At 39.5% G+C, this 13597-nt stretch carries 11 protein-coding genes; all 11 read left to right on the plus strand.

Annotation, left to right across the window (positions count from 1 at the left end):
• Positions 1–142 precede the first annotated feature (142 nt).
• The 11 genes from ACOEN1_RS05325 to ACOEN1_RS05375 all read left to right on the plus strand — a co-directional run bounded on the left by ACOEN1_RS05325 (position 143) and on the right by ACOEN1_RS05375 (position 13593).
• The gene (locus ACOEN1_RS05325; protein ID WP_422485461.1) at positions 143–2521 is read left to right on the plus strand and encodes a clostripain-related cysteine peptidase; all 2379 of its coding nucleotides are present in this window, start codon (positions 143–145) and stop codon (positions 2519–2521) included.
• Between the two features lie 113 nt (positions 2522–2634).
• Entirely contained in the window at positions 2635–3669 is a 1035-nt protein-coding gene (locus ACOEN1_RS05330; protein ID WP_422485462.1) for a threonine aldolase family protein, read from the plus strand.
• Positions 3670–3841: 172 nt separating this feature from the next.
• Positions 3842–5350: a DUF1846 domain-containing protein gene (locus ACOEN1_RS05335; protein WP_422485463.1), complete on the plus strand. Its 1509-nt coding sequence runs from the start codon at positions 3842–3844 to the stop codon at positions 5348–5350.
• A 118-nt stretch (positions 5351–5468) separates the two neighbouring features.
• Positions 5469–6173 (plus strand): SDR family oxidoreductase, encoded by a 705-nt coding sequence (locus ACOEN1_RS05340; RefSeq protein ID WP_422485464.1) that lies wholly within the window; start codon positions 5469–5471, stop codon positions 6171–6173.
• Between the two features lie 194 nt (positions 6174–6367).
• Entirely contained in the window at positions 6368–7468 is a 1101-nt protein-coding gene (locus tag ACOEN1_RS05345) for a protease inhibitor I42 family protein (RefSeq protein WP_422485465.1), read from the plus strand.
• A 134-nt stretch (positions 7469–7602) separates the two neighbouring features.
• A complete protein-coding gene (locus ACOEN1_RS05350; protein WP_422485466.1) occupies positions 7603–8061 on the plus strand; it encodes an NAD-binding protein in 459 nt (152 codons plus the stop codon).
• Positions 8054–9391, plus strand: coding sequence for a TrkH family potassium uptake protein (locus ACOEN1_RS05355; protein WP_422485467.1), 1338 nt, complete (start codon positions 8054–8056; stop codon positions 9389–9391). Before ACOEN1_RS05350 ends, ACOEN1_RS05355 begins: the two co-directional genes overlap by 8 nt.
• Before the next feature lie 10 nt (positions 9392–9401).
• Complete coding sequence (locus ACOEN1_RS05360) at positions 9402–10052, plus strand: potassium channel family protein (protein WP_422485468.1); 651 nt, start codon at positions 9402–9404, stop codon at positions 10050–10052.
• Between the two features lie 34 nt (positions 10053–10086).
• Positions 10087–11496: a sensor histidine kinase gene (locus ACOEN1_RS05365; RefSeq protein ID WP_422485469.1), complete on the plus strand. Its 1410-nt coding sequence runs from the start codon at positions 10087–10089 to the stop codon at positions 11494–11496.
• The gene (locus ACOEN1_RS05370) at positions 11493–12182 is read left to right on the plus strand and encodes a response regulator (protein ID WP_422485470.1); all 690 of its coding nucleotides are present in this window, start codon (positions 11493–11495) and stop codon (positions 12180–12182) included. The genes ACOEN1_RS05365 and ACOEN1_RS05370 overlap by 4 nt, the downstream gene beginning before the upstream one ends.
• Positions 12183–12327: 145 nt before the next feature.
• Positions 12328–13593 (plus strand): efflux RND transporter periplasmic adaptor subunit, encoded by a 1266-nt coding sequence (locus ACOEN1_RS05375; RefSeq protein ID WP_422485471.1) that lies wholly within the window; start codon positions 12328–12330, stop codon positions 13591–13593.
• Positions 13594–13597 lie beyond the last annotated feature (4 nt).

Consider the following 13597-nt stretch of genomic DNA (forward strand, 5'->3'; position numbering starts at 1 on the left):
TACATAATAAAATATTAGCACCTTTGAAGTGTAGTATGGACTTCAAGGTGCTTTTTCCATCCAACAACATTTGTATATACTTGAGTAACCAGGGTATAAAGTAAGGGAAGATATTGAATTTACATACAGGAGATGAAATAATATGGATAGAAAAAACAGGCCAGCAGGCAGAAAAAAGAGAGTTGGAACTGGTAGTTCAAAAGTTCAGAAACGAGGAAGCGGAATAGGAAGAAAGTCATCCGGTCCGACGGGGGGTACAGGAGGATTCTTTGGAAGACAGTCCTCGTCATCATCCAGCAATCAATCATTCGGACAAAACTCCTATCCTTCCACAGGTGGAAGGAGTTCAGGAGGATTTAGCAAGTATATTATTATATTTATAATTCTGATGGCAATATCCTTCTTCATATCTAGACTTGGCGGAGGGAGCGGTGAAGCACCAATAACAAATCCAGGAACAGGAACAAATAACTTCGCTTCAGAGTCAGGTAGTCCAACATACGACAGTGGAGCTTATTCTGTAGACAGGACCGTTTCCGATATGGCAAGACCAAAAAGGACGACACTTCTTGGTGGAGGAAGGGATCAGGCTACAGTTATGGTTTATCTTCTTGGAACAGACCTTGAGTCAAGAAGTGGAATGGCTACAATGGACCTTCAGGAGATGCTGGAAGCTGATCTGTCAGACAATGTAAATATTGTTATTGAAACAGGTGGGACGGCTCAGTGGAAAAATGATGTAATGGATAGTGGAACAAACCAGAGATACCTAATAAGCTCAGAGGGTCTTAGCAGACTTGAGGCTAATCTTGGGAGAAAATCCATGGTTGATCCAAATACACTGACCGATTTTATTAGGTATTCTGAGCAGAACTTCCCTGCAGATAGATACTTCTTGATTTTTTGGGATCACGGAGGAGGATCTGTAACAGGATATGGATATGATGAGTATTTCAAGGGAGATACAATGACCCTGGATGAAATTGAACGTGCTCTTTTCAACTCAGGAGTTGAGTTCGACATGGTAGGTTTTGATGCTTGTTTAATGGCAACACTCGAGACAGCATTTGTAGTTGAACCATATTCTGACTATCTGATTGCATCGGAAGAACTTGAACCGGGAATAGGTTGGTATTACACTGGATGGCTTAATGAACTTTCAAAGAATCCATCAATTGAAACAATTGATCTTGGCAAGAGACTAGTTGATGATTATGTGCAAGAGGTAAAGCGACAAACTCCCAAATCCCAGGCAACACTTTCACTGATTGATCTGGCAGAGTTGAGTGCGACTGTTCCTCCAACATTCAGTGAATTCTCGCAATCAACTGGAGAACTGATCGATACTGAAGAATTCAAGCGAGTATCGGATTCAAGGGCGGGAACAAAAGAGTTTGCATCCTCCTCGAAGATAAATCAGATTGATCTTATTGACTTTGCAAATAGGCTCGGAACACCCGAAGCGGAGAACTTTGCACAGGCTCTTGGTGATGCAGTTAAATACAACAGGATGTCTGACAACATAACTAATGCAAATGGAGTTTCAATTTTCTTTCCATACGGTAAACTAAGTGATGTTTCCTCAATGCTTCAGACATATGAAGAAATTGGTATGGATGAAAATTATACAAGAGCCATAAAAAGCTTTGCAAATGTAAATGCAGGTGGACAGATGGCATCCCCAGGAGGGGGACTAATGGAAACTCTTCTTGGAGGAGGCCAATCAGGTGGAACTCAGGGAATTGCAACTGATTTGATCGGTTCACTCATAGGTAACTTTCTTTCTCAGGGGGACTTTTCTTCCATTACCGGAGGAGCCCAGCAGCAACCTGATTGGGTTGATACAAATCAAATAACCCAGTCCACTGAATACTACAGTGAAAACATGCTGGACCCTGCATCAATTGTCATAACCCAAAAAGGCGGGCAAAGGGTTCTTGAGCTTTCAGAAGAAGAATGGGATCTTGTTCACAATTTGGAACTCAGCGTATTCATAGATGACGGGGAAGGTTTCATAGACCTTGGAAGAGACAATGTAATCGAATACAATCAGGACGGAGAACTGATTCTTGAGTTTGACGGAACTTGGATGGCAATAAACGATAGAATAGTAAGCTACTTCATGACAAGCTACGATTACCAGGGAGATGACTACAAGATAATGGGTAGGGTTCCTGCAATGCTTAATGATCAATTGGTGGATATTATTGTTTCCTTTGATCAGGACAACCCATACGGAGATGTTTTGGGGGCTAGGATAATCTATGACAAGGAAGAGGAGACACCAAATCTTCCAAAAGGTCTAATTGATATATTGCCTGATGACAGAATTGATTACCTTACTGACTACTATACCTACCAGGGTGATTTTGATGACACATACTATCTTGGAGAACCCTACTATGCAACTGGAGAATGGTATATTGAGAATCTTGCCATCTCAAATCTTGACTATATGATGACCTATAAAATTACTGATATATACGGAAACAGTTATTGGACACCAGTTATAACTGATTAAGAACAAATTCCCGGGAAAGAAATTATCCCGGGAATTATTTTTAGGTAATAATGACAATATCATTATGCTATAGTATATGTATTAGACAATATATCTGACAGGAGGGAATAAATATGATTAGATTTGAAAGTGATTATTCCGAAGGTGCTCACCAGAGGATTCTGGATATGCTGGTGGAGACAAATATGGAGCAGACAGCAGGTTATGGAGTGGATTACCATTGCGATAATGCAAGAAAATACATCAAAGACTATTGTAAGGATGATAAACTGGATGTTCACTTCCTGGTCGGAGGAACTCAGGCCAACACAACTGTTATTGCGTCGATTCTTAAGCCCTATCAGGGAGTTGTTTCAGCAAATACAGGACACATAAACGTGCATGAAACAGGAGCAATTGAAGCGACGGGACATAGAGTTATTTCTGTTGACAGTGAGGATGGAAAACTGACAGCTGTCCAGATAAGTGAAGTTTATGACAACCACTGGAATGATGCGACTCATGAGCATATGGTTCAGCCAGGAATGGTATATATTTCGCATCCAACTGAAAATGGAACAATCTATTCAAAAAAGGATCTTGAAGAGATAAGCCAGGTCTGCAATGAACTGGGACTCCCACTATTTATGGATGGCGCAAGAATGGGGTATGGACTCATGGCAGACGGAAATGACCTTTCACTTCCTGAAATAGCCAGGTTGTGTGATGTCTTTTACATAGGTGGGACAAAGGTAGGGGCTCTTTTTGGAGAAGCTGTTGTCATAAGAACCGAAGCTCTTAAGAAGGATTTCAGATATAATATCAAGCAGCGTGGCGGTATGCTTGCTAAAGGAAGATTACTTGGAATACAATTCGAAGCTTTGTTTCAAGATGGTCTATATTTTGAAATATCAAAGAATGCAATCCAGATGGCAATGAAGATTAGAGACGCCTTCAGGGAAAAGGGATGTGAATTTCTTTATGATTCTCCAACAAACCAGCAATTTCCAATATTGACCCATAATCAGATTGAAAAATTGGCACAGAACTATTCATTTCAGCATTGGACAAAGGTAGATGGAAATAAGGATGCCGTAAGATTTTGTACCAGTTGGGTAACTGAAGAAACTAACGTTGACAAGCTTGTAGATGACATTAAAAAATTATAGAAATATTTGATGCGGCTGGTTGAGTTTTGTATTAAAATGGCTTAAATTAAAGGATTAAGGCGATAAGGGAGATATCATGTTCCATTTTTTTGGACCTGTAATATCTTCCTTCATTATGGTATAATAACTGATGTGTGTTTAGAAGAAATTTAAAATATAAAGGAGCAGATGTATGAGAAAAATTGGATTTGACCCTCAGAAGTATATAGAAGAGCAATCGAAGTTTATTCTTGAGAGAGTGAATAACTTTGACAAGCTATATCTGGAGTTTGGTGGAAAGCTAATAGGGGATCTACATGCTCAAAGAGTCCTGCCTGGCTTTGATGCCGATGCAAAGATAAAACTCCTTCATAAACTGAAGGACAAAGCCGAGATCATTATCTGCGTCTATGCTGGAGATATTGAGAGAAACAAGATCAGGGGAGACTATGGTATATCCTATGATATGGATGTTCTAAAGCAGATAGATGAATTGAGAGAGTATCAGCTTCAAGTAAACAGTGTTGTCATTACAAGATACAATGGCCAGCCAACTGCTAAACAGTTTATAACAAAGCTGGAGAGAAGAGACATCAAGGTATACACACACTCGGCTATACCGGGCTATCCTTCAGATGTGGATATGATTGTAAGCGAAGAAGGTTATGGCAGGAATTCATATATCGAGACCACAAAACCAATTGTTGTAGTAACTGCTCCAGGTCCTGGAAGCGGCAAGCTTGCAACGTGTTTGAATCAGCTTTATCATGAACACAAGATGGATAAGGTTGCTGGTTATTCAAAGTTTGAGACCTTCCCAGTTTGGAACGTTCCTTTGAAGCACCCATTAAACATTGCTTATGAAGCTGCAACAGTGGATCTTAAAGATGTCAATATGATGGATTACTTCCATTTTGAAAAATACAATGAGGTTGCGGTTAACTATAACAGAGATCTGGAGATGTTTCCTGTCATCAAGAGAATCATTGAAAAGATTACCGGCAAGGAATCAACTTATTACTCACCTACTGATATGGGAGTAAATAGAATTGGATTTGGAATAATAGATGATCAGGTAATTAGAGATGCTTCCAAACAAGAGATAATAAGAAGAGGATTTGCGACTGAATGCGATTACAAAAAGGGACTTGCAGATGAAGAGGTCCTTAACAGAATGAGAATTATAATGGAAGAACTTGAGTTGAAGAGAGAGGACAGGGCTGCTGTCGTTCCTGCCAGAAAATACTCAGAAAGCCTGAAAGAAAAGGGTGAAAAAAGTGACATGCCTCCTGTTATAGCAATTGAGCTTAATGACGGAAGAATTATCACTGGAAGAGGTTCTCAGCTTCTGGATGCAACATCGGCTGCAATTCTGAACTCAATCAAGACACTTGCAAATATCGGTGATGAAATACTGCTACTTTCACCACTTATAATTGATACAATACAGAACCTTAAAATGGAAAGCCTTAAGGGCAAGGTGGGAACACTTGATGCTAACGAAGCCTTGATTGCACTAAGCATCGGTGCGGTCACAAACCCTACCGCTCAGCTGGCAATGAGCAAGCTTCAGGACCTCAAGGGAGCTCAAGCCCATTCAACGGTGATGCTCAACGACAATGATGAACAGATACTAAGAAAGCTTGGTGTGGATGTTACCTGTGATCCGGTATATCCATCAGAAAACTTATATTACGTGTAAACATATCAGCAGGCAAATGATGCCTGCTGATTTTTCATGAATAACGATCCTATTATGGGTATAAAATAAAGATAAGAGCTAAACATTAATGATGTTAACGCTAATTCGGAGGTGCAGTATGTTTAAGGACAAGGTTGTAGTAATCACAGGCGGTGCCAATGGAATAGGAAAAACCATTGCAAATAGCTTTATTGATAAGGGAGCAAAAATTTGTATTATTGACAAGGAACCGAACGATTACTTTGTTGGAGACATTTCAGACGAATCTACTCTAAGGGATTTTGCCACCAGGGTGATAAGTGAACATGGTAAGATTGACTTCTTGATAAACAATGCCTGCCTTTCCAGAGGCGGGATATTTACATGTGACTACGAGGATTTCAATTATGTACTTAGAACAGGAGTTACAGCTCCATTTATGCTTGCCAAATTGTTTTTGGATTATTTCACTGAAGATGGTTCTATCGTTAATATATCCTCCACACGGGACAGGATGAGCCAAAGTGACACTGAAAGCTACACAGCAGCTAAGGGTGGAATATCTGCATTGACCCATGCATTGGCAGTGAGCTTATCTGGAAGGGTCAGGGTTAATTCCATAAGTCCAGGCTGGATTGATACAGAGGAGAACGAATTCTCAGGAGCTAACAACACCCAGCATCCAGCTGGTAGAGTTGGAAGACCTGAAGATATTGCAAATATGGTCCTTTATCTTTGCAGCAAGGATGCTGGATTTATTACCGGTGAAAATATCACAATTGATGGTGGAATGACAAGGCTGATGATTTATAATGATGATCAGGGCTGGAATTACAAAGGGTGATGTGGCAATGGATTGGCATATTTGAAACTAAATTGTAATAGTAATTGTAGATATTTCGGGTATATTAATATCGGAAGAGGAAATAAATCCGGAGCTTGGAGTGCAGGGTAAAAATGGACGCCTAATCCCTGCAGGAGCCAGTAGCGTAACCGACCGTAGCCGGTCGGTTTTTTGTATGAAAGGGGAGAGTGAGTATGAAATCAAGGACAATGGTAGCTGTAATCCTTAGCATTTTAATGATCGCAGTTCCTGCCATGGGTGCAATGGAGCAGCCAATGAACCAGAATCAGGTTCAGGATCGGGATCGAGTTCAAACCAATATCAATGAAGTTGAACAGGAACAGATCAGACTGGAAATCAACAATAGACTTAGAATAGACGGTTCAGCCCTGGAGCAAATGAAGCTACGTGAACAGGAGCAGACCCAGAACCGGTTTATGGATCTTGAGAATCATTGGTCAAGAGACGAGGTTGGACAATCCTATAACTGGGGCTTTGTAAATGGATATCCAGACGGAAGCTTTAGACCTGAGGGGATAATCTCAGGTACGGAGGGAATCCTTATGCTGACCAGAATGATGAATGCAGTGGCTACAGGTATGCCTGGTGAACCGGATCCTGAAGATGTGGACTGGGATAGGGTTCCTGAATGGGCAAGGGATCAACTTCGCGAAGGTATTGCTTTAACAATTGCAACCCAGAGCCATCTATATGGAGAAAGCCAGTTGAATAGGCTTCAGTTTGCAGTTATGATGGCAAAGGCAATGGGGATTGAAGCTGGAATGCCGCCTGTAGACACAGTGGTGTTTCTTGATGATGAAGGTATTCCACCTGCAGAGCTTGGGTATATTTACAGACTGAGGGCTTTAGGGATTATCCAGGGGAATGAGGGTAACTTCATGCCTCAGAAGAGATTGACAAGGGCTGAGGCGGCAGCAATGATGAACAGGGTAATGATGATGCTTAAGATAGCCCCAACAGAGTATTCTTATGAGCCAGATATGCTAACTGTAGTTCTACATGAAAATCCTACAACCGGCTATGGTTGGGTTGTGGAGTTTGAAGAGGGGGATATTCTAAAGATAGAATCCGACGAATTTGTTCCATTTGCAGTATCAGCTGATGTTGTGGGCTCGGGTGGAGAAAGGACCTGGATATTTACCCCGGAAAAATCCGGAACTGAGGAGATAACCTTCATCTACTACAGAAGTTGGGAAAGCAAGGATATGGCAATTGAAACAAGAGCATTGACCGTTGAAGTCGATGATAATCTTGAAATAATTGATGTCAGATAAAACTTGAAATTCACTTAAGATGTTCTCCAAGTGGGGATATCTTTTTCTTTGCACAAAAATAACATACGAAGAGGAATACAAACACTATTTTAATATTTTCTGCTATAAGATTTAGATGAGAGGAGGTCTTATCAGTGGAAATATTAGCCGTTGCTTCAATTGTTATTTTAATGATTTTAGGATATTTTCTAATGGATAGAATAGATATGTTTTTTGTGAATAATAAAGTATCCAGAGAAGAAACAATAGTAGATAAAAGATCAACTCTGATTTTCACAGATTCGGACTCTGAGGAAAATCTTTGCAAGGTTTTTGAGGATCTTAAATTTTCTTATTACTTAATAGATAATGCAGTTGTACCGGATAATTTGGAATTTGCTACATTCTTTGCATTGTCTTCAGATGACAGTGAAAACTTGTTTCTTAGCAGATTGGTCAGAAGGAAGAAAAAAAATGCCTGGATAATCGCTAAGGTTAATGACTATGTTTATGCAGATCTTTACAGAAAGATTGGAGTGAACAAGGTAATTACAGAAGAAATAACAGCTGACATAATAGTGAAGTCACTGGAGGGGGTGTCTGCTTATGAATAAGTTTCCGAGATTGGGAGCAAAACAGACACTGGCTGTAGGATTCGTAGTGATAATTCTCACTGGAGCTCTTTTGCTCATGTTGCCCATATCGAACAAGAGCGGAGAATTTTTGCCTTTTCTTGATGCTTTGTTTACATCTACATCCGCTACATGTGTTACTGGACTTGTTGTATATGACACATGGTCACAATTCACCATTTTTGGACAAGTGGTGATACTGTTACTGATTCAGATAGGTGGGTTGGGTTTTATGACAATAGCAATCCTGTTTTCAATGGTTCTTAGAAAAAGGATTGGACTAAGGGAAAGATCATTCGCAATGGAAGCAGTTAGTTCATTGCAAATCAGTGGAGTAATCAGGCTTGTTAGACACATATTGATAGGGACCTTAATATTCGAGCTTATAGGAGCTGCAATACTCGCAACTAGGTTTTACAGTGTATTTGGCGATTCAAGAGCCATCTGGTTTGGTATTTTTCACTCTGTTTCAGCATTTTGCAATGCTGGATTTGACCTGATGGGTAGCTTGGGACAATACTCAAGTCTTACCGGATTCTCATCAGATTTGGCTGTAAACATTACAGTTATGGTATTGATAGTTACAGGTGGTATTGGATTTGTAATATGGGAAGATCTTTTTATCAATAGATTTAAATTTTCAAAGTATAATCTCCATACAAAAATTGTTCTTGTATCGACTCTTGCTATGATTCTTATTTCTACAATGCTGTTTCTGGTTATTGAAAAAGATGCTACACTAAGTGGGATGGAGACTGGGGAGCGAATTCTTGCAGCGTTCTTTCATTCAGTAACGCCAAGGACCGCTGGTTTCAATACAACGGATACAGCAGCCTTAAGCGAGGCAGGGTCAATGCTCACCATGATACTTATGTTTATTGGAGCAAGTCCCGGTTCAACTGCAGGAGGCATAAAAATAACTACATTTGTAGTAATCGTCCTCTCAGTTGTAACGTATTTCAGGAAGTCAGAGGACGTTAATATTTTCAATAGAAGACTGGATGCCAAGATAGTGAAGAGAGCATATTTTAGCGTTACTTACTACACTCTTCTTGTACTTGCCGGTTGTTTTATAATAGTTGCAAATCAGGGAATTCCAATAAAGGAAGCTTTGTTTGAAACTCTTTCGGCAATAGGTACAGTTGGTTTGTCCTTGGGTGTAACAAGGGACCTGTCAACGTTGTCAAAGATTGTTGTTGTTAGTTTGATGTACATCGGAAGACTTGGAAGTCTTACAGTGTTTATGGCTGTGACGGAAAAAAGAAATTACCGGAAAGTAAGAAACCCAATGGAAAAGATAATTATCGGATAGGAGTGTTAATATGAAGTCGATGATGGTGATAGGTTTAGGAAGATTTGGTACTCATCTTGCCATAAAGCTTGCTGAGTTGGGAAATGAAGTAATGGTAGTGGATACTGATGAGGAGTCTGTTGACAAGATAGCCCATCTGGTTACAAAGGCTCAGATTGGAGATTGTAAGGATGAAGATGTGCTAAGGACTCTTGGTGTTAGCAACTTCGATATATGTTTTGTTTGTATCAGTGAAAATTTCCAATCGTCACTGGAAATAACATCCTTGCTTAAGGACCTTGGGGCACCATATGTAATTTCAAAGACAGACAGGGATATCCACGCCAAGTTCCTGCTAAAAATCGGTGCAGATGATGTTGTTTACCCAGAAAGGGACATGGCGCAAAGAACAGCAGTGAAATACAGTTCCAGTCTTGCATTGGATTACATTGAACTTACAGAGGAATATGCCATCTCTGAGATCCTTGTTCCCGATAGTTGGAAGGAAAAGACCATAACAGAGCTTAATGTTCGTTCAGTATACAATATAAATGTAATTGGATTCAAAATCAACAGTCATGTAACGCCAATGATAAATGCCGGATACACATTTTCAGGAGATGAACATATTCTTATTGCAGGGAGCAAAAAAGATATTATAAGATTGATGGAAAAGAAATAGATGAATGGTATACTGTAATTAAGGAGCTGGTATTATGGTATTGCCAAGCAATTCTAAAAGACAGGGAAACTGGTTGAAGACAACAATAATAATCGGAATATCAATCATGGGCTCTCTCGGGATAAGTTACCTTGGAGTTGCCAAGGAAAGTATCATTATGTTGTTTTTACTTGGTGTAATCTTTTCAACAATTGTTACAAGCAGTTCCATGTGGGGAATTATTACATCTGTGGTAAGCATGATGGCAATGAATTTCCTTTTTACAGAGCCAAGATATACTTTTGTTATATATGATAGCGGAGATCTTGTACTGCTCTTGTTTTTCCTGATAACAGCAGTTGTATCTGGAACCATTACATCAAGACTTCAGAAGCAGATAGAAATTGCAGAGAAAAATGAAAGGACAACCCAGGTTTTATATAAAATCGCATCAGGTTTCATAGCCATAAGTGGAGAAAAAGATATTATTAGCAGAGCAAAATATTTTGTTGATAATTATACGGGATTAAAAAATGAGATAATTATTTATGACACTGATAAGGATCTGAAGATTGACTCTAGCAATTATAATGAATATTCCATAATAGGATCAGACGGGGTAATTGGAGAAATCAGAGTATTTATGGATGAGGAAGATACTGTTAGGCAAAACGAAATAATCATTCAATCCATAGCGACTCAACTGGGAATAGCTCTTGAAGGAAACAAGCTATATGCTGAAAGAGAGCAGATTAGAGTTGCCATGGAAAAAGAGAGATTAAGGGCTAATTTGCTAAGATCAGTATCACATGATCTCAGAACTCCTCTTACAGCACTATCCGGTGCAGGAAATCTTCTTGCAGAGAATTTTGATGTATTGAAGGATGATGAAAAGAAGAAGCTTGCAACAGATATCAGTGAGGAAATAGGTTGGCTGACAAATTTAGTGGAAAACATACTGAATATGACCAGAATAAGCAACGAGCAATTGATTCTTAATAAGGATGAGGAAGTAATTGATGATGTTGTCAGTGAAGCCGTTTCAAGAACAAAGAGGATACTTAACGACAGGAGCTTCGCTGTGACGCTGCCTGAGGAGGTAGTTTCAGTACCGATGGATGGAAAGCTGATTGTCCAGGTTCTCGTTAATCTTCTTGAAAATGCAGTAAGACATACATCGAGGGACAGTTCTGTCAGGCTGGATGTAAAAATAAAGGGAAAATGTGTAGAATTCATAGTGAGTGATACAGGGGGAGGCATCGACGAAAGCATTAAGGACAGTCTCTTCGATAGATTTGTAACATTGGACAAAGGCGTAACTGACGGCAAGCGAGGAATTGGCCTTGGCCTCACAATATGCAAGGCCATAGTGGAAGCTCATGGCGGGAAAATATTCTCAGAGCATAATCATCCTAAAGGATCAAAGTTTATCTTTACACTACCTGTAGAGGAGGAACTAGAATGAAAAACTCAAGAATATTGATAATTGAAGACGATAGGTACATATCCAATTTTATTGAGGTTTCGCTTAACAAGGACGATTATGATGTTATTACTGCAAGCTCGGCAACCGATGGACTATTCAAGTTCACTTCTTATAATCCTGAAATCATAATACTTGATTTGGGCTTGCCGGACAGAGATGGTTTGGAAATCATTAAGGAATTGAGAGAATTTAGCAATATCCCCATAATTGTAGTTTCTGCTAGAGGACTTGAAAAAGACAAAATCGAGGCATTGGATTTAGGTGCCAGTGATTACGTAACAAAGCCTTTTTTCATGGGAGAGCTGATGGCTAGAATCCGAGTAGTTGAGAGATCAATGTCAAATTTGGGACTGGATAATCCAAAGATATTCGAGTGTGGATATCTGACTGTGGATTATGAGAAGAGAAAGGTCCAGATTGATGGAGAAGATGTCCATCTAACACCTTTGGAATACAAGTTGTTAAGACTCTTAATCGACAACAGAGGTAAGGTCTTAACGCATAATTATATTATCAAGCACGTATGGGGCTACTCAGGAGAAAGTGATACAAAGAGTCTAAGGGTAATTATGGCAAATTTACGAAGAAAAATTGAAAAAGACAACACCAGCCACAGATTTATTGTAACAGAGGTTGGCGTTGGATATAGATTTACTGATGAATAGACTACCACACAGAAAATGTATGGCAGTCTATTACTTTTATTGGATAAAATAATTGAACATATTACAAAAAATATAGCTCCTACTGGTTGATATGAGTCTTTTTTGAGTATATATGGATTATACAGAAATTGGGAGGAGAGAAAGAATGTCAAAGAAAAAAGGGTTACTGATAATTGCAGCTGTTATCGGAATAGGAGCAATGATATATTTTTTTGTTATTAACAGATCCACAGAGATAGAAGTAAACTCAATGGAAGTCACGGAAGGTTCAATTGAACAAAGACTGGATATAACCGGGAAAGTCATTTCAGAGGATATCCAGGAAATTGTTGTGCCTGCAGGCACAGAAGTCCTCCAGGTAATGATCGAAGAAGGGGAAGATGTAATCAAAGGAGATGTATTGGCTGTATTGGATCCATCCCAACTGGAGACAAGTCTTGCCAAACAAGAAATTAATCTGGAGCAGGTTGAAGCAGATCTGAGAGTAGCTGGAGGATCAGCAGATAGACAAATCCTTCAGAACAATCTACAAAAAGCGCAAGAATCTTTGAGTACTTTACAAAGAGATTATGAGGTGTCAAAGGGGAAATTGGAGGACATAAAAATCCTTTACGAAAATGGAGCTATAAGCCTGACAGAGTATGAGAATCAGGAGAATGCACTTAAGAGTTTAGAGTCAAGTGTCAAGACAGCAGCATTGAATGTTGAAGACGCAAAACTTAGGTACTCCGACCTGGGTTCGAGTACATCCAGTACAACGGGTAGTCTGGAAAGACAAAGAAGATCAATCTTATTGGATATTGAACAATTGAAAGAACAAATAGCAGACACTAAAATAATAGCAGATCTTGATGGAACTGTTGTTTCATTGGAAATCAAGGCAAATAGAACAGTTGGTACAGATTCAAAGATTGTGGTTCAGGATACGGAAAAGTTTCTATTTGAAGCTTTTGTTACGCAGGAAGATGCTGTGAGTATTGAGAGGAGCCAAAACGCAAGCATAAAGGTGACTGGAATAGAAGGTGAATACAGTGGTACAGTTGCAGAAATAGGAAGCAAGGCAGAAACAGACCCTTCCAGTGGAAGCAGCAGTCCAAAGGTTAAAATAACAATCCAATTATCTGCGGTGGATGAAAGAATTGTATCCGGATATGATGCTGATGCGGAAGTGATTACTGGAAGCGTAGACAATGTGTTATTGGTAAATAATGAGGCAATCAGAGAAGATGGTGAAGCAGGTGCATATGTTTATATAATTGAAAATGGTATAGCAGTTAAAACATCAGTTCAAAGGGGAATTACCGACAGATACTTGACTGAGATTGTAGATGGCTTGGAGTTGGGAGATATTGTGGTTCTAAATCCTCCTGAGGAACTTCAGGATGGCTCAGCTGTAATCACTGTGGAATAGGAGG

The sequence above is a fragment of the Gudongella sp. DL1XJH-153 genome (genome assembly GCF_049310905.1).
In the GTDB taxonomy this organism is placed as follows: Bacteria; Bacillota; Clostridia; order Tissierellales; family Tissierellaceae; genus Gudongella.